The 24,573-nt window shown below is 36.3% G+C and carries 22 protein-coding genes and 1 pseudogene; 10 read left to right on the forward strand and 13 right to left on the reverse strand.

Annotated features, from left to right (window positions below):
* Positions 1–16: 16 nt before the first annotated feature.
* Both M2408_RS24280 and M2408_RS24285 read left to right on the forward strand, forming a co-directional pair.
* Positions 17–682, forward strand: a complete 666-nt coding sequence (locus M2408_RS24280) for a response regulator (RefSeq protein WP_259187170.1) — start codon at positions 17–19, stop codon at positions 680–682.
* A gap of 308 nt (positions 683–990) precedes the next feature.
* Positions 991–1,926 carry a hypothetical protein gene (locus M2408_RS24285; protein ID WP_259187171.1) on the forward strand — a complete coding sequence of 312 codons (936 nt, stop codon included), beginning with the start codon at positions 991–993 and terminating at the stop codon, positions 1,924–1,926.
* Between the two features lie 54 nt (positions 1,927–1,980).
* On the opposite strand, the gene M2408_RS24290 is transcribed toward M2408_RS24285, so the two are convergent.
* On the reverse strand, positions 1,981–2,478 hold the full coding sequence (locus M2408_RS24290; RefSeq protein ID WP_259187172.1) for a tol-pal system YbgF family protein: 498 nt from the start codon (positions 2,476–2,478) through the stop codon (positions 1,981–1,983).
* Between the two features lie 236 nt (positions 2,479–2,714).
* On the opposite strand from M2408_RS24290, the gene M2408_RS24295 reads away from it, so the two are divergent.
* The 3 genes from M2408_RS24295 to M2408_RS24305 are packed head-to-tail and all read left to right on the forward strand — an operon-like array spanning position 2,715 to position 6,367.
* Positions 2,715–4,835: a phospholipase D-like domain-containing protein gene (locus M2408_RS24295; protein WP_259187173.1), complete on the forward strand. Its 2,121-nt coding sequence runs from the start codon at positions 2,715–2,717 to the stop codon at positions 4,833–4,835.
* A gap of 12 nt (positions 4,836–4,847) precedes the next feature.
* On the forward strand, positions 4,848–5,801 hold the full coding sequence (locus tag M2408_RS24300; RefSeq protein ID WP_259187174.1) for a hypothetical protein: 954 nt from the start codon (positions 4,848–4,850) through the stop codon (positions 5,799–5,801).
* Positions 5,802–5,806: 5 nt separating this feature from the next.
* Positions 5,807–6,367, forward strand: coding sequence for a thermonuclease family protein (locus M2408_RS24305; RefSeq protein ID WP_259187175.1), 561 nt, complete (start codon positions 5,807–5,809; stop codon positions 6,365–6,367).
* Positions 6,368–6,465: 98 nt separating this feature from the next.
* Here M2408_RS24305 and M2408_RS24310 read toward each other — a convergent pair whose 3' ends face one another.
* The 9 genes from M2408_RS24310 to M2408_RS24350 form a co-directional block, all read right to left on the reverse strand.
* A complete protein-coding gene (locus M2408_RS24310; RefSeq protein WP_259187176.1) occupies positions 6,466–7,497 on the reverse strand; it encodes a hypothetical protein in 1,032 nt (343 codons plus the stop codon).
* A complete protein-coding gene (locus tag M2408_RS24315; RefSeq protein WP_259187177.1) occupies positions 7,472–8,398 on the reverse strand; it encodes a lipopolysaccharide assembly protein LapB in 927 nt (308 codons plus the stop codon). The genes M2408_RS24310 and M2408_RS24315 overlap by 26 nt, the downstream gene beginning before the upstream one ends.
* A 123-nt stretch (positions 8,399–8,521) precedes the next feature.
* Complete coding sequence (locus M2408_RS24320) at positions 8,522–9,601, reverse strand: type I restriction endonuclease (RefSeq protein WP_259187178.1); 1,080 nt, start codon at positions 9,599–9,601, stop codon at positions 8,522–8,524.
* Between the two features lie 117 nt (positions 9,602–9,718).
* The gene (locus M2408_RS24325; RefSeq protein WP_259187179.1) at positions 9,719–10,495 is read right to left on the reverse strand and encodes a DUF4062 domain-containing protein; all 777 of its coding nucleotides are present in this window, start codon (positions 10,493–10,495) and stop codon (positions 9,719–9,721) included.
* A gap of 31 nt (positions 10,496–10,526) precedes the next feature.
* Positions 10,527–12,077, reverse strand: coding sequence for an ATP-binding protein (locus M2408_RS24330; protein WP_259187180.1), 1,551 nt, complete (start codon positions 12,075–12,077; stop codon positions 10,527–10,529).
* Position 12,078: 1 nt separating this feature from the next.
* Positions 12,079–12,609: a hypothetical protein gene (locus M2408_RS24335; RefSeq protein WP_259187181.1), complete on the reverse strand. Its 531-nt coding sequence runs from the start codon at positions 12,607–12,609 to the stop codon at positions 12,079–12,081.
* Entirely contained in the window at positions 12,606–12,803 is a 198-nt protein-coding gene (locus M2408_RS24340; protein WP_259187182.1) for a hypothetical protein, read from the reverse strand. The genes M2408_RS24335 and M2408_RS24340 overlap by 4 nt, the downstream gene beginning before the upstream one ends.
* Positions 12,804–12,814: 11 nt before the next feature.
* Positions 12,815–14,521 (reverse strand): hypothetical protein, encoded by a 1,707-nt coding sequence (locus M2408_RS24345; protein ID WP_259187183.1) that lies wholly within the window; start codon positions 14,519–14,521, stop codon positions 12,815–12,817.
* A 24-nt stretch (positions 14,522–14,545) separates the two neighbouring features.
* On the reverse strand, positions 14,546–14,992 hold the full coding sequence (locus M2408_RS24350) for a hypothetical protein (protein WP_259187184.1): 447 nt from the start codon (positions 14,990–14,992) through the stop codon (positions 14,546–14,548).
* A 355-nt stretch (positions 14,993–15,347) separates the two neighbouring features.
* Between M2408_RS24350 and M2408_RS24355 the strand changes: the two genes are divergently transcribed.
* Both M2408_RS24355 and M2408_RS24360 read left to right on the forward strand, forming a co-directional pair.
* The gene (locus tag M2408_RS24355; RefSeq protein ID WP_259187185.1) at positions 15,348–17,207 is read left to right on the forward strand and encodes a DUF2075 domain-containing protein; all 1,860 of its coding nucleotides are present in this window, start codon (positions 15,348–15,350) and stop codon (positions 17,205–17,207) included.
* A 107-nt stretch (positions 17,208–17,314) separates the two neighbouring features.
* A complete protein-coding gene (locus M2408_RS24360; protein ID WP_259187186.1) occupies positions 17,315–17,644 on the forward strand; it encodes a nucleotide pyrophosphohydrolase in 330 nt (109 codons plus the stop codon).
* A gap of 133 nt (positions 17,645–17,777) precedes the next feature.
* Here M2408_RS24360 and M2408_RS24365 read toward each other — a convergent pair whose 3' ends face one another.
* Positions 17,778–19,202, reverse strand: coding sequence for a hypothetical protein (locus M2408_RS24365; RefSeq protein ID WP_259187187.1), 1,425 nt, complete (start codon positions 19,200–19,202; stop codon positions 17,778–17,780).
* A gap of 4 nt (positions 19,203–19,206) precedes the next feature.
* Positions 19,207–20,460 (reverse strand): hypothetical protein, encoded by a 1,254-nt coding sequence (locus M2408_RS24370; RefSeq protein WP_259187188.1) that lies wholly within the window; start codon positions 20,458–20,460, stop codon positions 19,207–19,209.
* A gap of 479 nt (positions 20,461–20,939) precedes the next feature.
* Between M2408_RS24370 and M2408_RS24375 the strand changes: the two genes are divergently transcribed.
* A complete protein-coding gene (locus tag M2408_RS24375) occupies positions 20,940–21,473 on the forward strand; it encodes a type II toxin-antitoxin system antitoxin SocA domain-containing protein (protein WP_259187189.1) in 534 nt (177 codons plus the stop codon).
* Positions 21,474–21,477: 4 nt separating this feature from the next.
* Complete coding sequence (locus tag M2408_RS24380; RefSeq protein WP_259187190.1) at positions 21,478–23,394, forward strand: hypothetical protein; 1,917 nt, start codon at positions 21,478–21,480, stop codon at positions 23,392–23,394.
* Positions 23,395–23,608: 214 nt separating this feature from the next.
* Here M2408_RS24380 and M2408_RS24385 read toward each other — a convergent pair whose 3' ends face one another.
* Entirely contained in the window at positions 23,609–23,833 is a 225-nt protein-coding gene (locus M2408_RS24385; RefSeq protein WP_259187191.1) for a hypothetical protein, read from the reverse strand.
* 86 nt (positions 23,834–23,919) lie between these two features.
* On the opposite strand from M2408_RS24385, the pseudogene M2408_RS24390 reads away from it, so the two are divergent.
* Positions 23,920–24,478 (forward strand): annotated as a pseudogene (locus tag M2408_RS24390) (transposase); the annotation flags it as partial.
* Positions 24,479–24,573 lie beyond the last annotated feature (95 nt).

Below are 24,573 nucleotides of genomic sequence, written 5' to 3' on the forward strand. Positions count from 1 at the left end.
AAAAAGACAATAATGTATGTTTAAAAAAGTACTCATTGCCGAAGACCACGAGATAGCCAACATTTCAGTGCAGAAAACCCTGCACGACCTGGGTATTCACAATACCAAATACGTGTACTATTGTGATCATGCCCTTACCTGGATCAAAAATGCCATCCGCGATGGCGAACCCTATGATCTGTTGATCACCGATATCGAATTTGAAGATGACGATAGCCCACAGGAGATCAAAGATGGTCTTTCGCTGATCAAAGCCGTTAAGATGGTACAACCCGATATCAAGGTTATTGTGTTGACCGCCAAAGACCGGTCGGCACTGATCAATGAGATGTTTCGAGACAATCAGATTGACGGACTTGTACGCAAAGCTCGTCGGGACGGTCAGCATCTGCGCGAGGCACTCCAGACAGTTTATCAGCACCGTACGTATCAGTCGCCCGATAGCAAGAAGTTTATACAGGAACAGAATTCGCACGAGTTTACCCAATTTGACCTTCATATCGTCAAATTGCTCTATGAAGGAATATCCCAAAAGGAGATGCCCGAATACCTACAGCAGCGTGATATTCGACCATCAAGCCTCAGCAGTATCGAGAAACGGCTCAACCTGATGAAAGATGTACTCGGCTTTACCAAAAATGAACAGCTGGTGGCCCATTGTAAGGAACTGGGCTTTATATAAAAATATTTTTACCTCCTTACGGGAACCCGTAAAGGATCGTTATTGTATTGCATTAGGTTTGTATGGACGGATTTATAGCAGGAAATATATTTTTCGTTACATAAAAATATCCAATGCATTCAGGATATTTAGCGCTATATGTTAACTAATTTTATGAAAAGAGAAAGGCTATCGGAGGATAGCCTTTCTTTATTATTGGCATATCTCGTTCCTATAGCTGTTTTTTAGAAAAGGAGCTAAATTGCATTATTTTTTTTATCTTACAGATAAATTTTCGATCAGCTCGCTTATCTAAATAATCAATTCGTATGAAAAAGTCTTCAAAGCTAATATCCATCTTATCTCTCCTTGCGTTGTCATTTGGCTTGTTCATATTCAATTCCTGTTCCAAAGAAGACGTTACTCCCAAAGAAGGGCTAATCGCGCAGGACCTTAAGAGTCTAACCTTAAATACTGGTTTTACAGATGATATCATTCCTATCAAAGCAGATAGATGGGCTGTTTCTTATGTCAAAGATGCACTTACAGGTGAGATCTTGAAAGATTCGATGGGCAATGCGCTCAAATTGGAAAGTGTGGGGACCGTTGAAATGGAAGCGGGATGGTTAACCTTGGAAAAAACGGCCAGCAATGAGCTAAAGCTCACGTTGCAAGAAAATTTCAGTGACCAGCCGCGGAATTTTGTGATAGGCATCCAATCGTCCGATAGAAAGGATGAAATAAGTTTTAGCCAATCTAGGGGTGATGAATACGAACTGATCAACAAGGAAATTAAAGAAATAGAAGGTAGTCGCAAAATATATGTTAGCAGTGAAGGGTGCAGTTCTCTGACAGTACGAAATGATTCGGATCTGGAGAAAAATGTAGAGACGCTTGAAATCTTTAGAGACGTCAAATACAGCTCTGAATTTTCGAGTAACAGCTACGGTGCTTTTGACTGGATCAATAAAAAAGATGCAAGCATTTTTATGGATGAAGTATTGATAGATGATGTTAGTCATTGGCAGGGGAAAGTCCTCTATGTCAAAGGGAAGACCTTTGAAAATTATATCAAACCGGGAAATAGCCAAACATTAGCGCTCAAACCCCATCGGAGCCTATCTGTTCGCGGTGAGTTTACCTACCTTGAGCGAAGCTGCAATTATACCTTTACCATAAAAAATAAAAATTCAGAGCATCGTTTTAATGTGAAGGGTGTTTGGAAGCAAAAGGTTCCGTTGATCTCCCATACGATAATAGAATAAGCAGATCGTTAAATAAGCCATATTTTATCTGTACGGATGTTACGGGACATTTACTTAGCTTGGTTCATTATTTTTATTCGAAAACGTATTGATTGAATTTAGCGCATAGTAAGCAATCCCATTGTCGGGGTATTCTTCCAGAATTTCTTCGTAGAGTGCCTTCGCTTTTTCTGCCTGCATTGTCTGTGAATAACAAAATGCGATATTACAGAGTCCCATTTCCCGGTAGCACATTTTTGAAGAACTTAATACCGTAATGACACGGTACTTATCTACCCATTTGTTTCTTGTAAAATAATCAACACTCTCTTTAAAATGTGGTATTGCCGTTTCAAAGTCGTTTTGCTTGAGTGCTTTCATTCCTTTTCGATGGCTTCTGGGGACAGTCATTCGCAATACAATCGCTAAAATGGAGAAGATAATGACGCCGATGAAAACATCATCTGTCTGAAAGATATACTCGAAAGCGAATAAAAAAGCCAAGGTTATTGCAAATACAATTGCAAATGCGGGCCAGGATATTTGTCGAACAATAGGAACATTTGAACTCATTTTATCAAGATCTAATTTTGGTTGCTATGTGCTGCTAAATATACTGAAAGCCTCGCAAAGTCTTCCTTCTCATTGTTGTTTTTATATTAAGTTTTGCACAAAGAGTAATCCTACCAATTCTTAATTACGCCTTTACGGGAAACCGTAAAATCTCCTTTACGGTTTTTGATAGTTTTGAATCGATGAATCAACAAACATCAGCAAAGTCATATAACCGTATTTAACTGAAAAACACTATGAATACAGATCAATTGATCCAGGATACGCTCTCCGATAGCAGAGTCATCTATGAACGTGTTAGGCAGGAGCTTTCTAAAGCCCGTGCCGAAGTCTTGATTGCAATGGCCTGGTTTACCGATAATGAACTTTTCGCGACAGTTCAGGGATGCCTTGATCGTCATGTAAAAGTTTCAATTATTATATCAGATCAGCCGGATAATGAAAAGCTCGACTTTTCACTCTTGGAAAAACAGGGCGCAGAGGTGACCAAGGTCAAGAATGTTGGCTGGGGGATCATGAATCAGAAATTCTGTGTGATTGACCAAGCCGTTGCTATCACTGGCTCCTATAACTGGAGTAATAACTCCAAAAGCAATAATCATGTAAGCGTCATCGTCACCAATTATCCAAAGACTATCGCTGAGCTTACTGATACTTTTCATGGGATCCGAACCCGAGCCATAAGGATCAATAACGGTGAATCATTGGAAGATATTATCGCATCTGAACAAATAGAAACACCTATGCAGCTTAAACCCGAAAACCATACTCCCCGGTATACTGTGTCTTCAGGAGGAGAACTCAATTTCCAACAGCAGTCTTTAAAAGAATTCAAAGACGTGCTGGACAATATCATTGCCTCTGAAGTAGGAGCCTTTGATAAGGATCTGGTCAAGCAAAGTGGCTATAACCGCGCCAAAGAAAACAATGGCGATCATCAGATTCTTCACCAGGCCATGGATAGTCTGTACTCCAATTTCATCAATGAAATTGAAGTTATCGCCGAGAAAAAGGATCGTTTGAAAGTGCGCATTGACGAACAGCAGAAAGTGAGTTCGACCAACATGGAATTTCGTACAGAACAGGAAATAGAAAAAATTAAGGGCAATGCAACAGTAGACAAGCAAAATCTCGATTCGGATATCAATACTTTGACCGCAAAAATTGAAGAGAAACGTCTTCAAATTACCTCGAATAACAACACGAGAATCCCCTTTATCGAAAGTAAGATCATTGCCTTGAAGCAAAAGATCAAAGAATTGGAAGTTGAGTTTGTAAAACCATCAGTCAATAAACCTATTATGTTGATCCTAGCAGGTACGACGCTATTACTGGCTTTGTATATATTTGTTTTTTACTCCTCTGTTGCCTATATCTTTATTTTCTCGAAAGAAGAGATCAATGAAATGATGTTGCTAGGTTCTGCAAACACGCAGTCTCCCGAAGTTTTTAATCCACATGCCATCACCAAGATAGGTGAGAAAGGTGTGGGTGGCATATTATTTCTCTTTTTGTTTGTTGCTATCCCGCTCGCATTGGGTATGTACAAGGTTTTTAAAGATCTCTTTGAGATCAATGAAAAACAGGAAATCGAGCGACAAGGTTTTATGCAGAAGATCAAAAGGGCTTTAGTGGACAATTTGGGAATTATCCTTATCCTTGTTGTTGATGTTTTTATCGCCTATAAGGTTTCGAAAAATATCAACGACATTGAGTTATTGACCAATAAGACAGATCAACGATTGTCATTATTCAATGTTCTTGGAGATAGCAATTTTTGGCTAGTCTTTATCCTAGGTGCGCTGGGTGTGTTTCTTTTTGGATTCTTTTTCGAAAAATTAATGAGTCAGGTCAACGAACGTAATCTCACTTTTCAACAGCAGAAGACCAAGCATATTGTAGAGAGCCACCAGAAAGAGATCAGTGAGTACCAGGAGCAGATCAATAAAATTCAATTGGAGAACGATACCATACAAGCTGAACTATTTTCATTGCAAGTGAGCAAAGATGAAAAGATCGGTCAGATCCAGCAGCTTCCGATTCAGCAGAACGAACGAGTAGGTGCATTGCAACATCAATTGCTCACTTTCAAAGAACGGATTAGCAATATCGGACAGATTTACAAGAGCCAGATTGACAATGATAAGCTCCCCATTTCCAAAGCCGAGATGGAAAACAGGGTCAATATCTATATGGAAGGATGGAGCAAATATCTATACGAAGTATATGCAATCTTAAAAGCAGAGACCAAAACCCGTGAGGCTGTAGGTGAATGCGAAGCCTGGCTTTCTAATTTAGGACTACAGTCTGACATTAAACACGAACTTTTAGAAGACATTACGGCTTTTAACAATTAACCAATCAACCCAATGAAAATATCCTATATTTTTCCATTATTTTTACTATTCTTGCTAGCCGGTTGTCGAAATGATGATTCCAAAAAGCAACAGGTAATGCTCAAAGATTACAATATCATTATTGCGCCGGATCTATCCAATAGGATCAATACACATTTATATCCGAAACCAATCCACGATACTGTTTTGATCCGTGAAGTCATTGACCATAGTGATGAGCTATTAAAGCTCCACAATCGAAGTTCCGGACAATTAGATGTTTATAAACTTGATTTTATCAATCGAGGAATATTAAATACCTCATCATTCGATCCTAAGCGGATGACTATTGATTTTAATCGGTTTTCCAATAATCAGCTAGATAGGGTCAGCTATATTCGCAAAGGACTGAAAAGCGATGTAAAGGCGTTTTCAAATGAGGTAAACCGGGTCTATGATTATGCATTGAAAAATCAGTCCGGCGCGGATGTCTGGAATTATTTTAACGAAACGATTAAAAGTTCGTTGGTAGATGTTTCTCCAAAACGAATAGATGGGAGCAATAAGATCATTGTCGATAAGAAAAATACGAATGTCCTGCTTCTTTTGACAGACGGTTATATTGAGAGCACTAATAAGGGGAGGGGCTATAGACTGGGATCAGAACTTGTAGCCAAGATCCGTAAAGATTACAATGCGAGCGGTAAGCGAGACTTAGCCGCTTTTATACAATCCGATTCCACCTATGCAATCAATAGAACTGATTTTAACCTCAAAGACATGAACATCTTTATTGCTGAACTTGTTGACCGTTCATTGGATCCAAGCGGTGCGGCCAAAGAACAGCCTACTGATTTTCAGATTATCAAGGTTATCTGGGAGAAATGGCTTAAAGATAGTGGCTGTGCCAATGTTAAGGTTATTCAGGCAGTGAATACAAAAGAACAGTTTTATCAGGAGTTTGAACAATTCCTCAAAACATTATAGGCAGGATGAAAAAGTGGATAAATGTAATGATCAAACTGGGCATAATCGCACTGTTTTTTCTTCTTGTTTTTTTTATGAGCTGCGCGCAATCCGAACAGACTTTCAGGTCTTTCGGCTTTTTGGAAAAAAGTAATCTTCCTCATTCTGATGCGGTACGGGTATTTAAAGTAGTTGATGGAGACACCTTCTGGGCTAAAAATAATCGCGGCAATAATGTGAAGATTAGGCTGATCGGCATCGACGCTCCTGAGGATCGAAATGCTTTTCACAAAAAGAAGCATCCTTTTGGAATAACATCCAAACGTTATCTAGATAGCTTGATTCTGAATAAGGAGATCCGATTGGAATATGATGTGGACTCGCTAGACCGTTATGGTCGCACGTTGGCGTACGCTTATCTCAACGATACATTTATAAATGCTGAGATGATCAAAAATGGATATGCGCTATTAATGACTGTACCACCCAATGTGCGGTATGAATCCCAGTTTGTCGCAGGCCAGCATTATGCGCGCTCAAATCGCTTGGGACTTTGGAACGTATACGATAATCCTAAACTAGACTGATTACTCAATCTTTGGTTCATTAGATCGGTCTATTATATCAAAATAACAGACCGATTTTGTTTTTAGCGAAATTATATCTTCAGGACTTTGTGGTACAGCTAGCTTGGCCAGTTCTGGTTTAGATGGGCATTCCATATTTTTTTCATCATAATCTCAAATATGATCTGGTCCTTTTTAGATACCAGTTTAGGTTCTTTGCCCTTGTACTTTTTGATCAATACTTGGTCAGGCAGGGCCAGAATATTAGCGATTTGGGTGTAGGCGAGCTTAGAAGAGGAATCCGAAGTAAAAAGATAGATTTTTTTGTTTGTCATCACTATGGTCCCTCTTTTTATAAACTTATAACTTGAATAGCCCCGATCTGAACGCAATTCAAACCAGTCGATGTTGCTTTCCTCGTATAAGCATATTTCATTTTTTATAATCTCTTGATTTGTACCCCATTGCTGGAGAGGTTCTTTCTCGAGTTTCCAGTAGGAAAGAAATTTATTGAGCATTTGTTTACTATGAGCCGGAAACTTGATGTTACGTATCTCTAGTGACTGCTCTAGCTCATGAAATTCACGGTATGATATTCTTTTTTTTGCGATAAAAGGCTTGGCCAGCGAATCAACGAATTGTGTATTCCTTTTATCTTTTATTCCTTTGAGTATGGTCTCACCGATGTTAAAAAACTGAACTAATTTATTGAAATGAGCAAAGTCGTTGTTATCCAAAATAGGGTCTTTAAGTAGTTTAATGTATTCCCTATCGATCACATCAATACCTAATTTTTGCCGATAATATGTTGCTGTATGATCGGTTATGAGTAACAAAGATTGTAAATGTTTAATGTTATCTAATTCAAATTCACTGATGATCCCATTTTTGCAGCATTCATTGATATAGGTGATATAAAATTCCTCCATATTCAACCCGAAGCTTTTGTAAACGTCGGTGCCATACTTTGATACGATCAGCTCCATTTCATGGATGCTGACCGATTCTATTGGTTTATTTGCAAAGAGGTTATTGATTTCAATTACACAATTCTCATCCGGCTCTTGCTTGAACCAACTTTGCAAGAGACTTTTCTTGATGAGCGGTTTCTTTTCAAATATTTCCTTATTCATATTGTCTGTATTCTTCATATATGGGATCATTCCAGTTACATACACCACCATGCCAGGAGCAGGCCCCTCGACCTCGTGCGTCAGATGTAGTGCCGTCACAGCATCTTGTCACATAGTCTATAATCCGCTTCCTTAAGGGATTGATTACATTATATAATCTTTGGGCAGCGGTTGACCCAAGCTCCATCGCTCTATTGAGGTCGTTGACAGCTGCCTGTGGTTGCTTTAATTTTTGATAGCATATAGCTCGCCTGTAGTAATGGCCTGCGTCCTTATTGTGGGCTATCAAGTTATCCAGCTTTCCTAGCGCATCGCTATAATTGCCTTGTTTGATAAATAGATCAATCTGGTTGGACCGTAAGGTATTTCTCTTGTTGGATAGCAGATCTATTTCATCGCCAAACTTGGCAAATGTATTTGCACGATCAATCAGTCTTAGTGATCGTTCAATATTTTTAGTAGGGGCTGCCAGCAGTTTTAAATAATAGTTTAGACTATCCTTCCGTACAGCTTCATTCTTATCCTCCAATGCTTTCTTTTGTTGTGCAGCTAGCTCCAGCTGTGCTTTTTCCTTTTCTTTTTGTAATTGGAAATGATGACTGGCAATACTAACAGGGATTGAAAAGACAATAAGAAGCACCGTGATAAAGAGTTTTACCCTAGAGTCCAATTTTACTCGTAGCATGTTTTCCCATTTGGCCTCAGTTGGGGGGATAAACAGTGAAGAGATTGAAGCCAAGATCAATCCAGATAGCAGGTTGTTAGCGATTACAAAGGCAAACAACATAATACAGCTGGACAAAACGATCTGCCACCAAGGGAACTTCTTTGCCTGCGTTTGGTTACTTGTTCCATGGAAGATATCTTTAAATATTTTCTTACTGGGTGATATCAGTCCACTTACATATCTTCTTTTCATGGTTTTTGGAAGTTATTTTTTCTGTGCGATTATGAGTTCGCTTGAGGTACTATAAAAAGATATATCGCTTAAGAGTCTTGCTCCCAAGCGATAGTTAAAGAATTATTATAATGAAAGCATGTATTATTCATAATTTTTCAGTGCATCTGTTATATCTTGGCGGTAATTATAGATTTCATCCAGGGAGGTCAACAGCTTTCTAACACCTTTGTCCTTACCTTCTGGGAATACTTCAAGATATTTATTAGTCGAGTTGAAGTGTAATCGAGCCAAGGGTTTGCGGTTATTGTCATCGAGTAGGATACCAAAATAAGATTGCGTATCCCTGAAAGCTATACGAGAGGCGGGGACATGCTCACGCAAGATCGCTTTTACGATCTGTGATCCCTCAATTTCCTCTTCTGTTGTAATTATTTTGATCTCGGTACTGATATTCTCGTCAATTGGCGCCACTTCAGCAGTCGCTTTTTGTGGTATCGTCTCATTGATACTAAGAGCAGTTTTCAATCTTGAGCTGATGGATTCATTGATAGATGATGAAAGGGCTTTCTTGGTGTATTCTTTAAAAGCGGCCATTCTGGAAGCGATCAGCGGTTTGTCGAAAAATCTGTTTACCAAAAGTTTGACTAGTTCATCAGATGGCTCCTGAAGTTCTTTTTCAAACTCTTTTCGGATCGCCTTGATATATTTTAGTCCTTCTGCGGAATCCAGTATTCCCTCTAGGTGGTAACCATTCTTGGTGAACTTCTCCAGGATTTTGATGTTAGAATCTTTGAGATTGTTGAGATCCAAGGTAAAGAATGGTTTCTCATCCATGATATTCGGTTTTTCGAGATCAGCATAAAAATTATAGATATGTCCATTCGTCAACACGCCAAATCTTGCTTTTGAAACATGAAAATAACGGTGCAACTGTGAATTGTGTGCATCAGCAGTTTCCTTCCAGTGCTTACATTCAATAATCAGTATCGGCTCATTATCTTTCTTAATGACATAGTCTACCTTTTCTCCCTTTTTGGTGCCGATATCGCATATGAATTCAGGTATTACTTCCGTAGGGTTGAATATATCATAGCCTAAAATTTGGATAAAAGGCATTACAAAAGCATTCTTAGTTGCTTCCTCTGTACTGATTTGATCTTTAAGATTGCCTACACGTTGATGTAGCTGCTCCAGTTTGAGTCGTAGATCGTTTTCCATCATGTTAATAATATTTGATTATGACCAAAGTTAAAGAGAGTCCTTCCGAGAAAGTTACGGGTTCCCGTAAATGAAAAAAGAGGCTGATACAAGCCTCTTTTAAGGACCATGTGAAATATCCTATTTATTCTTCTTAATAAATTCCGCAACTTCTATTTCTTTGTTTTTTGTGAAAATCCAACCTTTCAATGAGTTATTCCATCTTCCACCCATTTCTTTTAATTGTGTTTTAATAGATGTTGTGTCACCTTTAACCAAAAAAGTTTTTATTTTGCCATCTTTTTCATAATCCTCAATATAAATACTGTCTGCTTTTAGGATCTTTTTAATTTCTTTCTCCTTTGCTTTTGCAGCTGTGGGGCTTAAACTTTCTATGTAATCCGGGTTGTCAAGAAGCTTTCTAACATTGATTGATAACTGTCTTAATAATTGTTCTTTGAAATCTGATAAATTTTCGTAGGAACCCGTTAATCCTATTTTGCGTAATCTACTTTTAAAATCTGTCAGAGATTTATATTGTTCAAGATCAAGTTTTGTTGGGTTAATGTCTCTAGAAGAAAAATAAATCATAACAGGTTTTTTATTCTCAATAAACCATTCGATTTCCTCAGCGGTCCCACTTTCGCTAACACCAGTTGGAGATCCAAGTCTTGTCCAAAAAACACCGATTGCCATATCGCAAGTGGTTAAAAGTTGGCTGTTAATTATTCCTTGTGGTCTGTCTCCTAGTAATGGAGCTGAGTGGGTTTCCCACTTTACAGGTAAAAGCACAACTTTATTTGCTTCTGAATTTGCATTATTCCAGTCTGAAATTATTTCAGGTATTGCTTTTCGTTCTTCATCAACATCGCCGGGACTTGCGATTAATATTTTAAAAACTTTTGATTCAAATGCCATTGTTAATTTTGTAATTTTTTAGATGGATAATTTATATAATAATTGATCGTTTACTTGAAGTTCGATCGTGAGAATCCGTTTCCCAAGCAAGCCCTGACGCGGGAACTGCTCTTTCTTTACCCCAACCACGAATAGCTTCAATTCTCTCGGGGCTGGTCTTGCTTAATGGAACAATATTTTTGAAGCATTTTTCAAAAAGAGAATCATCCACAGACTCATCCCCATGGATTACTGCCTGAATAGCTACATCCCGTACTGCTCCTTCGAGGTCTGATCCAGCAAAGCCGTTTGAAATATCTACTAGGTTGTCGATCGTCTCATTAGAGGGCTTGGGCAATAGATTTCGTTCAATATAAAGATTGATGATATCCCTACGCTCCGTTTCAGAAGGCAAATCCACAAAAAATAATTCATCGAACCGGCCTTTCCGTAATAATTCTGGCGGTAGCTTGGTTACGTCGTTTGCCGTCGCTACGACAAATACTTTTGCTGTGCTCTCTTGTAACCAAAACAGAAATTGGCCTATCATTCTGGTGGTGACCCCCGATGAGTCGTTCGCATTAGCAGCAAGCCCCTTTTCTATTTCATCGATCCATAAAACACATGGAGCCGCATTATCAGCGGAAGCAAAAGCCTCTTTTAGTCGATTTTCGGATTGACCTACATACATACCTTGAATAGAAGCAAAGTCTAAACGGTGTAACGGTAAATTCCATGATGCAGCAATAAATTTTGCTGATAGCGACTTTCCACATCCAGGGACACCGACTAGTAAAACCCCGCGTGGAGGTCTTAGTTTTCTGGCCTTGAGATCTGCGGTTAGCAGTTGACGCTGATTTTCCAACCATTGCTGCAAGCCATTAAGCCCTGCCACTGTAAGCGTGTTGGAATCAATTTTGACTTTTTCAAGACCTGAGATATCACTAAATAATTTGTCTTTTGCTTGACTCAATTCTTTAATATCTTCTTTTGTCAAAGAGCCTTTCGCCATCAGTGTAGCCAATACGTTTTCGGCTTCTATCTTTGTCATGTTTGCCAATATCGTTGCAGCCATCTTAAAATCTTTTTCCTCCCATTCGATTGGAATTGAACCTTTATAAGGGATGACACAATCTTTGACTACGTCCAGCATTTCTTCTTCATTAGGCGCATCAAGTGTCAGTGTCATACCGAGACGTTGCAATTGCGACCAGACACTTTTAGTTGAGATTACACAGATGCTGCCACCTCGTTCAATGGCCTGTACAACACAATCATAAATATGTCTGGAGACCAGGTTGTCATCTTCAATGTCGCTAACTTCCGTAAATACAAATGTTAGATTCTGTCTTTGAGAGATATTCTGTACAGCAAAGTCTATCCCGCCGGCAACAGATCGATCATCATTTACATTCTTTTTAGATTTTATATCTATCATTCCGTGCGAAAGGCTGTGTACATATATGGGGATATTTATTTCTTCCGCCAGTTGTTGTATGACTTCCAATACTCTTGTTCGTTCGATACTTCGGATCGCTATAAAAGGTATCCTTGCACGGAACATCCTTAACAACGATATTTTAAATTCCACACTATTTGCCATATTAGAATATTATTTTTCGTCCTGTTGAAGGAATATTAGCTATTTCATTTTTTCTATCTGATAAAGTTTTCGGTAATTCTTCAGGAAGAATTACAGGCAATGAAAATGAATTTAATAACACAATCATCCTTTCTTTGATAATATTGGTTGTAGAGATTTTATCCAGCATCGACTTTTTGATCTCAGCCACAAAATCATACAGATCTTTTTGCAAGATCTTCTTTAAGTCTTCTGGTAAACCATTTAGATTAACAAAATTTACTAAAGGCGAAAGATGTTGTTTGCCATTTCGTAATGTTATTTCAAGATCTTCAATACGTGTATTTTGAGTTTGAAGAGATCGTTGAAATTTATCCAGCCAATTTTGCTTCCTCTTTTTGTATGCCTGCTCCACTTTTTCATAAAATCGTTGGGCTGTGCCAGCATCAATTTTAAATGCCCCCATTTTCAATTTGTCAATTACAATGTCATCCCCATTTCCAAAACGATCAAGAATAATTACCCATTCCGAATAAGTTGAAATCTGCATCATTTATGGTTTTTTATTCTTGGATTTATAAATTGATTTGGAGGTACAATATCCCAATTGGGAAATTTTGCATTTTCCATTTCTGCATCCGTTCTCCCCGGAAATAAATTAGGCCTGGTAGGTTGAGGTTTGTCGTTTACCTGATCTGTAGTTTCAGGCTGTACTTGAGTATTATCTAAGATTATTCTATTTTCCATGATAGCTTGAATTAGTTTGCATGTAATATGTTTTTGGTATCCTTTGAGATACTTGAAAAATCTTCAGGAGTAATAGCGTTCAATAGCCGACGCAGTGTTTCGGCTTTGGCATCTTCTGTGGTTGATTCCATTCTATAATCTACTGTTTCAGCAATACATCCGCGCAGCACCTCTCTTGCTTTTGTCTGACGTGTTTCAATATTCTCTTTGATTTTTCTTTTCGCTTTGGTATGATTACCGAGCGAGGTCCAGATCATGACGATCCCAATAGACGTCCCCGCCAGCCCTAATACGATATGCTGATTCCAGCCCCATAAGCCTAGTACGCCAATAATAAGACCTATTAATACTAGCCCATACGGGAATGATAAATTGCGCAGTTCTAGAGATAACAAATTCTGCCAGTAGTTGTCATGCTTTTCTAAAAGTTCTTGTTCATCGCTGCCATTTTCTGTGACCGCTATAAAACCATCGATTTGCAATTCAACTTTAGAGGGTATTTTACTTCTACTATTTGCAGTGAAAGTATCGTGTGCTTCCACAATCCAGGGTTGGCTGATTGAAACTGCTAATGCTTGGGTTACCTTGGTTGCACCAGAGAGCTCCGGATTAAAAGCCGCATTTGTCAAAATCTGCAAGAAATCGACCTTTTCATCAAAAATGTATCTTTCCGCATCCACGACAGCTTGTGCAGCATTTTTGTCTCCATCCATTTGAATAATGAGCTCATTTAATCTAATTTGCTGTTGTAGGGGTAGTTCTTCATCATCAAAATTGGTCACCAATAAGCTTAAAATTTCATCCAACTGTACTTTGATAGCTTTTGTGTAATCAGCTGAAGATGCTAAAATGTCATTAAAATAAGTTTGGAGAACATCATGTGTCCTAGCTTCCTTGAGTGATTTTTCCAATTCGGACCAGTTTGTAGCGAATTTTGTAAGTAGGGGATACCTACCTTCATCCAATGGACCTTTTGCTTCGAAAAAATTGACCCATTGTGATTTTTGTTCATTGATATAGTTATCACCTTGTGTTAGCTGCATCAGCCAGCCTTTGACATTTGTCATCATCAATTGCCTAGCGGCAGGAGGAAAGATCCCAGTGGTGACAGCTTCGAGAATGATAATAAATTCTCGGTCAAGATGATGAGGATTCTGATGCATAAAATAGCGTTCTAGCCATTTTAAGCTAGCCTCATTACGTGCGAGTCTGCGCATGACGAGCATAAAGAAAAGTGTGGTTTTATAATCATCCCGTTTCAAGCTTTCATTCAGTGCCTTTTCATTATTAGCTTTGTCATCTCTTATCCACGAAGCCAGTGCTATTAATGCGGGAGCGAGCCAATATCCTGGAGCTTTGATCATGACCTCCTCCGTTGTAAAGCGTAGCGTATCATTACCAACTACCCCAGTGTCAACACCTTGAAGTATCCCTGTCGCCATTCTCCTGACTTCGGCATAGTAGCCAAATTTGATTTGCAGATCCTGCTTTAAGTTTCCTTGTCGCGTTTCTGCAAGATGGAGTGATTTATGCCTAAGATCTGCTTCGACAAAATCAGCAAAGGAAGATGCTAATTTCATCAGCTCATCTTCAAGGTGATCTTGTTTGAAATTTAAATTCCCCAATTCGGAATGGACCCCAGACATATCCGATTTGATTGAACGCAGTGCACTATTGATAATGCTCAGGTCGGCGTAAGAAATGACTTGTTGTGACATATTTTTTTCTTTTATTAGGTTATATTAAAGTTTGCTGGCAGTGCCATCCTCTCTGATTAAGATGATCTTATCCCGATAGATTTCTACGAAGACGTAAGCATTGTGTTTAGCAAGGATTCGAGCCTTTTCAAAGTCTTCGGGCAACGGCTCGCTTATTTTATAATGTTTGATTATCATATTACCTGAAAGGTCAAGTGTATGTACTTCATGGGGATGACCGAGGAAGCATTTTGCGAGTATACCAAGCGGTAGGTTAGCGATGTCAGCAGTACCGAATTCTTCCTTTACGGCATTAATAAGATCTGCCATGCCCTTGGTATCAGTCAATGTTTTAGCATCAAGTCCAGAGATTAGCTCCATGTATCTTGCTGAACGCCTTTTTAATAGTTCACGGTCGCTTATAAAACCTGTAGAGAAAGACTTTGTCTTATCGATTTCGATATTGGTGTTTTGTAGGATTATTCTTGCCATTGGTCAATATGTTTGCTAATGATACAAACCTACCAATTAACGTATGACATAATTTACGGGTTCCCGTAAGCTAAAGGACTCTTTAAAAAGTATAAATTTTTCCTTATTTATTTTTAGGCGGCCGGCACCGCGGCCTAATAACAACGTATTTCCTTCAGCCGATTCGAGGATCTGGCTATAGTGCGGCACAAAGAGAGTTTAGTCCTTTTTCCGAACGTTTCTTGAACCACTAAAAGCAACTTTATTCTGTTTAAGTACCTACTCTTTCTCTTAGCGTTTATTTGTACAGTAATTTTTATGCTTATATCTACAAATAATTATTTATTTTACGGACTAATTAAGCCGGTCAGTTAGAATGATTATTTACCATAGTACCAAAGAGAAGTTCTCCTGCGATATTCTCACCAACGATATTGATAATATTATCCAGCATGCGCTTGTTGAACGCACAGGAAAGAGAGTAGGCGAGGCAGAACTTAACTCCTTCCGTAACTCGCTCAGCTATATGGACAAAGTTCTTCATGATGGTGAGATACCGGCTGACTGTGGTATTTCTATCGAGTATCATATTCCACAAACCTCGAAGCGGGTAGATTTTATAATCAGTGGTTCCGACGGGAATACAGATAATGTTGTTATTGTTGAACTTAAACAATGGCAAACTGCTGAAATCACCGATAAAGATGGTGTTGTGCGGACCAGATTTAAGCAAGGGATGAAAGATACTGCCCATCCCTCTTATCAGGCGTGGTCCTATGCGGCACTATTAAATGGATTTAACGAAGCTATTGCTGAGGAGAATATAAATTTACACCCCTGTGCCTATCTTCATAATTATGTTGACGATAATTGCATCAGAAATGACTTCTACCAAGGTTATATTGATAAAGCGCCGCTCTTTTTAAAACATGATGCTTTAAAGGTAAGAGAGTTCATCAAAAAATATATCAAGACTGGTGATCAGTCGGATATACTTTTTAGGATCGACAACGGTAAGATCCGACCAAGTAAATCTCTTGCTGATGCTTTGTCCAATATGATCAAGGGCAATACAGAGTTCTATATGATCGATGATCAGAAAGTTGTTTTTGAGACAGCAAAGAAGCTGGCACTGAATTCTTCCGAAAACAACAAAAATGTACTCATTGTAGAAGGAGGACCGGGTACCGGGAAATCGGTTGTGGCTATTAATCTATTGGTACAACTGATCAAAACGGGTCAGTTTGCGCAATATGTGACTAAGACTTCTGCACCGCGTGATGTTTATTTTGAAAAATTATCCCGAGATAAAAAGAAAGTAGAATTGAAACAGCTGTTTGTCGGTTCAGGATCTTTTATGCAGACTCCGGCTAATAGTTTTAATACCCTTATTGTCGACGAGGCACATCGGCTGACCGAAAAAACTGGTTTCTACAGGATGGGAAACAATCAAGTTGAAGAAATTCTGGATGCTGCTCACTGCTCCATCTTTTTTATCGATGAAAACCAGCGGGTAAGTCTTGAAGACTATGGTGAAATTGCAGTGATCGAAGAGTTTGCAAATAAAAAAGGTATTACTGTTCATCGACTATCCTTAGAATCCCAGTTTAGGTGTAACGGTTCCGATGGTTACTTGGCATGGCTAGATAATACTTTGCAAATCCGAGAAACGGCTAATACCACTTTGGACGGATTAGATTACGATTTCCGTGTGATGGATTCGCCAGATCAATTGCGGGATCTGATTTACAAGAGAAATAAAATTAATAACAAAGCTCGCATCGTTGCTGGCTATTGTTGGCCTTGGGCAAGTAAAAAGAAAAGCGACGCCTTTGATATTATCTTTGATGAATATGACTTTAAGATGCGGTGGAATATGACCGCTTATGGCGGGGCATGGATTATTGATCCCAATTCAGTTACCGAAATAGGATGTATCCATACCGCACAGGGGCTTGAGGCTGATTATATCGGTGTCATAATCGGCAATGATCTATTGGTCAGAGATGGCGAAGTGCTCGTTCAACCTACCGCAAGGGATAAAGATGACAGAACGATATTGGGCTATAAGAAACTACTTAAGGAAAATCCTATAGAGGGTAAGGAACTGATTAAAGCAATCATAAAAAATACCTATCGTACTCTCATGACTCGGGGTATGAAAGGGTGCTATATCTATTGCGCTGATGCGGAGACGAATACGTTTTTCAAAAAACAGCTGGAAGCTAATCAATAAAGAGATAATAGTTTGGTTTATGAAGAAATCGCCAGGATATAAAATATCCTTAATTATATTTTTCGGATATTTGGGCATAGGCAAGTTTGCCGTTTAAATATATAACCATGTCGGATATTCAAGAGTTAATAGCACAGATCAGAGCATTCAGAGATGCCAGAGATTGGGAGCAGTTTCACAATTCAAAGGACCTTGCGGTAGCATTGAGTATTGAAGCCTCAGAACTTTTGGAGCTATTCCTTTGGAAAGGCAACGAGGATGCTAATCCTGACAAATTGAAGAATGAACTTGCTGATGTACTAATGTATGCACTATTACTTGCCGATAAGCATGGACTCGATGTTAAGCAGATCGTGGAGGACAAGATGAAACTCAATAGCGAAAAATACCCGGTAGAGAAGGCTAAGGGTAGTGCTAAAAAGTATAATGAACTTTAATAAATTAAACGGTGATTTAGCATAAATGATATTGAAGATCTATTTTTTTAAAAACCTGTTGTGAAAAATTACTACTTTTGGTTTATAGATAAGTAAGCTGAAGAATACTTTAGAAACGGAACGATAAAATGGTCTAATTTGTAATTTCTCTAATTCTATCTGCTAAAAATTCATCAATGAAATTATTATTCCAGTCGTTATAGTTTTTTAGTAGATTGATAATATCATCATCTGTTACTGGAATAATAAGACCTCTTTGGTCATTGTATGTATCTTTACATCTATTTAGGAAAAGATTCATATTATCTATTTTTCGACATAAAAGAAAACCGACTTTACCTCTGTTAGGTGAAAATCTACCAGATAGTTGGTCTAGCTCTGGATTTTTGGGATCTCCCTTGTAATTTTTACACTCAATCATTATATATTGACATGGAATACCCATGTTCTGGTGAAGCCTAAGAAAAATTCCATTTTCCGCAGCATTGTCAAATGTGATATCTATTCTTTTACGGCCATCATGAATAGGTTTCTCTAATTTTGGGTAAATTAAATGAGGATAAAAAATAATCTCTAGAATTCCGACAATTAGTCTATGATAATCGGTAGCATGTTGTGTTCCTGGGGTAATATTTGATAGTTCACTTAATAGATGGGAATTCAACTCAGGAATATTGATTTCTGATATCTCTTGATTTGCTAAAGAAGACTGGGTGGTGCGATTTTTGAAATTTTCAAGAATTTTAGGATTCCTCTTGGAAAAACCTGCTAGGAAATCCTTTGTTAATGGATGTTTTTCTTTTATAGATGCTTTCGTTACATATGGTGATCCATCCTTTCGATGCAAAACTAGTGATGATTTGATTCTGAGTTCTTCACTTTGCATGAAATTTAGAACAAAATGATTATAATACCTTTCTGGTGTATACATTTTAGAAAACGAGGCCACACCTTTAGGAACTAAAAGTATAATCCTATCGTCTACTATTAGTTGTTTAGTGTAAAATTGTTCCCATTGCATTGAAGATGAACTCCAATAAAAACCACTAGCAACATTATCAGTTAGCGGGATGCTGTGTAATTCACATTGATGTTGAGTATATTCTATCAGGCTTTTTCTGATAATATTTGTCGTCATGTCTGACAGCATATCTTTTCCAAAACCCTCGATAAATAGTATGTTGTCTTGAAGATCTTCAATTAAGCCAGTGGAACTAGCAGTACTTTTTAAGATATTCTCAAAAATTTCATCAGAAAACACCCTTCCAACACCTCTACCTCTTGGTTTGTCTCTAGAAACACCAAGGCATGTTGAATTGGGTTCTTCTAGATGATCAAAAAGATTTCTTGCTTGATCGATATCATTATTGTTAATTAAATCCAGTGCTCTTTGGAAAAAACTCTTGATTGTCCTGTCAGCTTCTAATGACCATTTGTCATTTCGGATGCTAATAAAAAAAGGATCTAGAAACAATGGGGTATCCTTGGTTGTATCAATATCAATGAAATCGAGCTCTAGTTGACTTTTACCGAGTTTAAAATGTTGGCTTATTCGCATATAATTATTTTTTTTCTACTAAAGCCTCATATAACTTTGTTCTCCAGAAGTTAACAGAAATAACGTCATCATGCTCAAATAGATCTTCTACGCTTCGGAATAATTCAAACATTTTAAATGTGCTGTCAACAGTAATGCTCATTAATTTGTTAAATACTTGCTCCTTGTATTTTTTAAACTCCTCTTTTTTTGAAAATTTTATTTTTTGGCTAAGATGTTTTCTAACATCGTCAAAATTTGATATGCTCTCTATTTCTAAAGCATCCTTACTAACTTGTTTGATAAAATGGTCTATTAACTCCGGTAATTCTTCCATTTTTTCTAAAACCTTTTTTACAGATCCACGATGATTGTAATTAAGTAAATCAATTGGATATGAACCATCTGTCTTATAGCCTTTTGGTTTAATGTAAATGAAGTTTTCTTTCTTTTCGTAATTGTAATTTAGCTTAAATAATCCGTTAAAAGACACTGCACCCCTTTTTACTTCATTATTTTCTAATATCAAACTAAATGAAAGAGTCATATTCTTATTTATTGGAATACTATTCGCCAAGGTAAATGAAACATAGATGTTCGAATCGTCAACGACAAAATTATCTATATAAACTTCCACATTGCTAGACTCTACATATTTGGCTAAAGTGAACAATGCCACAAATACAGAGAAATTAATACCAAAATCTTTGTAATCATCTGTAGAAGTAATTGCTCTGATATAGAATTTATTCTCCTCTTTAATATATATCAATCTTACTGCTCGGGAATCTGAATTATTTTTGTTTTTTTCTAATAGATACTTTTTTACGGAATTAACTAAATCTTTATACTCTAAATCACGGCAATAATTTGCAAACTTACTAAAGTGGTAATAGTCTAATAAATCAGTTTTTGCATCATACCGAGTTTCTGCAGAAAATTTATCTGATCCTATTTTCTTTATTATAAAATCATTTTTGATCTCAAATATTTCAAATAAAGCTTTCTCATCTTCTAATAACGTATCTAGTTGAATATTTCGAATATGACTATTTATGTCAAGTTTGGTACATTTTGAATCCAAAACCAATATCGAATTGATAAGTTGTTTTGCATTCCCTATTTTAAGTACTTTACTATCAATTTTTTCGAGATCGAATACCTTTAAAAGATCGTCGTAGAATTTGGATTCAGTAATAAGTTCCAAAAGTTTGGTTTTAGATATAAAACTTTGAGTATTGAATTCAGCAGAGCTGAAACTTTCCTTTTTTATAATCATAATCTTTTTTGTGTATAATTAATAATTTGGTCTCTTTAAAAGTAATAAAAAATATACTTCAGGGTAAATCTTAGTTTTCACAATGAAGCTAAATATCATCTTTTTAAAGGTATGAATTGAAAATTGTACCTAAATACGGAAAACCGTATTATTCAATATATATCATACGAAAGTGGATATTAAGGTTCGGTTAGAGAAGGATAGTTCATGGTTCGAAACAAATTAGATTATTATTATATAATTAGAAAAAGTACAATGGTAGCTGTCTTAAAAATGTGTTACTTACATTTTCTCGCCCCTCATTTAATTACATTTCGTGTAGTAATTAAATGGATATTAGTTGTGATCAAGTAAACGGCTATATTCTAAAATGGAAGATGATAATTTTGTAATTGCAACTATTTAATTATTTTTTATCTTTGCAGACTTTTTTGTATAAAAAAACTTATATTGCACTAGAGCAATTATATAATGTAAAAATGAGCGATATTAAATTGAAATATTTTGAATACTTTTTGATTCATGCCCTAAGTAAATTTGGAAGGCAAAAGAATGATTTTAGTGTTTTAAAAACTCAAAAGCTTTTGTTTTTTGCAGTTGCTGCTCAATCTAATATACCATCAGATTTTGTTTTAGGGGAATCATTATTTAATGATTTTAAAGCATATCAATATGGACCAGTAGAGCATACTGTGTATTCTACATTAAAATCTCGAAATAATACTCTAACTTTTGTGAAAATTGATAATAGAGAGACTAGTTATTTAGCTATAAATAGCTTGGATTCAATGAAAAGTGAATTAGCTAAAGAATTGGATAGTCGAGTACTTCGATCAATAGAATTTGCTTTAGATTCGCTAATTAGAATAAATAATAATATTATAAATTATTCGGCATTTAATCTGGTAGAGCTTTCGCATAGATGGAAATGCTGGAGTAATAATTATTCAAGTTTTAATACCGAAATTCCTTATAGTGAAATAAAAGGCGATAATCAATATTATTTCATTTAAAGAAATGCATGTTGAAAATATCTATAAATCTTTAAAGATTATTTCAGGTAATCTCCTGTATGTTTTGATTACCAACAACTCTAAAGGGATAATTGAATACAATAATAGGATATTAGACTATTTATTCCAGCAAATAAATAGCTCTATTTTAGCGGCAGACTTTATCAAAAATGAAGCTGTTTTTGATGAAATGTTAAGTGGTTGTTTTTTGGAGTTAGATTATATTTCAAATTTGTATCAAGGCTTTTCTCTCGATTATCAGAACTTAATTGATCCTAAAGTTGAAAATATTTGTTTTAATTCATTAATAATTCTTGGCAATTGTTTAGAACAATTAGCCGATCTAAAATTAAGAGTCTACTCTTTTTTTGATAGAAAATCAAGCAACATTTTATTTAATAGAAGTTTAGATGTAGAGAAGATTGAGAATTTTTCCCTAACATTATTATCGAAGCATCTGAAAAAAGATAAGTCATTTGATATCGATAAAACAAAAATGTGTTATGAAATTTTGGGAATTAATAAACAGGTCTTTATTCTAGATTTTTTCTTAGAAGCAAATCGAAAATCTTATTATAAGTTAGAGTTCTACGAAAATGAATTAAAGAAGTATTATAACTTGAAAAAGTTTGAAAATATTGAATTTATCCCAGTTTTGTTGGAAAAAGTTCTTTTTTTCAAAGCAAAGCTTTTACTTAGGTTTAAGAAGTCTTACTCAGATCAGGGAAATATACTAAAATTAATTCAAAATAAGAGTATTGTAGATACAGATGCTATATTTTCGGAAGTAAAGACTGATAAACTAAGGGTTTTTCTAACTTATGCTGAATGTCATTATATAGAATCTCCTGAAAACACGGCCTCCCTCATAGAAAATTTTTTTAATAATTTAGATGAAATAGGGGCTAATCATGCTTTGCATGCTAAAATTAAATATTTTAAAGATATAGAAGAAAATTTTAGTAATTTGTCAGCTTTATCTGACAGCTTAAAAATAAACAATAAATCAGCTTATAGTAAGCATGTTTCCGCATTAATAAAACTATATTCTATTAATAACACTTACTCAAAAGCTTTACTATCGAACGATTTAACTTTCGACAAGGTTGTTAAGGAATATGAGTATGTTAAAGATAACTTAAAAGCTTTTAATGTTAATAATTTTTTTGGAGAATCTAGGTTACTTAAGTTTATTACGAATCAAGTAGACTGCTTGTTATTAAAGGAAAAAAATGAAAAACACTTATCTCTGTTAAAAAAATATATTGACAAAGCTGATGAAATTCTCAAAGAATATAAGAAAAATATAAATTGGTCAGGGTTTAATTATAGTTATTTATTTCCTCTTGATTTTTCGGAAGCATTTATATCAGAGCCTTTTATAATAAATAATAATGTAAATGGACTTTTTATTAGCTCTGGTTTTTGTTTACCATTAGATAATCAAAAATATAAAGATAAATTGTCAGAGTATTCCCAAAAAGTGTTCACATACAAATCAATCCTACATCAAATAGATCAACTCTACTTAGAAATAAAGAATGTAGAAAAAATAGAAAAAGAGTATGAGAAGAAGGATGCGAAGTATATTGAAATTTTAGGAATTTTTTCATCAATAATTATATTTGCCTCTGCAGCTTTTAACGTAAGTATAAACATAGGGGATAAATTAGACCTTAAAAATATAGTATTAATATTTACTTCCATAGGAATTGTCCTTATATTATTCTTGATTTTAGTATTGTCAATCGCCCGATTCTCCTTCAGAAAGCTTGAAGGTTTCTTGTTAGGAATAAACTTTAGGAATAAATATATAAAAATTTCAGCTGTTCTAATAGTATTCTTGTTTTCTGTCTTTTTTTACAAGTTAATAGATATGCTAAAATTCATCATCCAAGAGATTGGAGTTGGGAAAAAATAAACTCTTAGAATTTAAATGCTGCTATGGGCTGAGCGTAGGTCTACTATATATAGCGATTAACCAATTTTAACACTTATCTATAGAAAGTTCGTAAAACGGTATCGCCCGAAATTGACCCTCTTCAGTATCCAATAAGTAGGTTTCTATCTGTAATATTACGATCTCCATAATAATCTAATCTATATTGTACAATTGAATTGGTTCCAAATATTCCCTATTTTGATTTTCTAAATTTGCAATAATTTATATTACCTGCTTTTCTGCTTTCTAACAACCCATCTTTGACCCAATTACCTAAAATAGTTGAAATGGATGAGCTCGATTTGGAATTTTTTTCAATACCCTTTTTCTCAATTAAAAGATTTGCAATTTGCTCCACTGTGGTTTCTTCTTTGAACAACTCTTCAGAGGAAATCATGTCTTTAATTTTCGCAGTCAAGTTTATGACCTCTCCCCAAAAAACTGGAACATTTAAAAGTAGAGAATTCAGACTTGAATTACTAATTTTAAAAGGGAGGAAAAGCGATGAAGAAATCAAAGTTTACCGAAGCACAGATCGCCTTTGCGATCAAACAGTCCGGGACAGGCACCCGTGTGGAAGAAGTCTGCAGAAAAATGGGTATTAGCGAGGCTACATTCTACAACTGGAAGAAGAAATACGGCGGTCTGGGCGTATCGGAGCTGCGTAAGCTTCGGCAACTGGAAGAAGAAAATGCACAGCTTAAAAAGCTTGTGGCAGATCTTAGTCTGGACAAGCAGATGCTCCAGGATATATTAAAAAAAAGTTTTAAAGCCCTCGCAGCGTAGAAAAATGGTTACCGAACTCATTTCTGATTATCGGATTTCACTCCGTAGAGCATGCGAGGTCTCTCTGCTGAGTACCTCAGTTTGGTATTATAAACACCATAGAGGTGATGACGGCCCGTTACGCCTGCGCATAAAAAGCATTGCTGAAACACGTGTCCGCTACGGCATAGAGCGGATCGTTGTCTTATTAAAACGCGAAGGCTGGCGCGATAATCAAAAACGGATTTATCGTATTTATAAGGAAGAAGGCCTAAATCTAAGGGTGAAACGTCCTAGATGTATATATCGGTGCATAACGGGCCACTTGTATCGGCGATATAGGTCCACTTGTATCGGTAATTGCGGGCCAGTTTAAACAAAGTATTATTTTGC

This window comes from Sphingobacterium sp. BIGb0165, assembly GCF_024810095.1.
In the GTDB taxonomy this organism is placed as follows: Bacteria; Bacteroidota; Bacteroidia; order Sphingobacteriales; family Sphingobacteriaceae; genus Sphingobacterium; species Sphingobacterium detergens.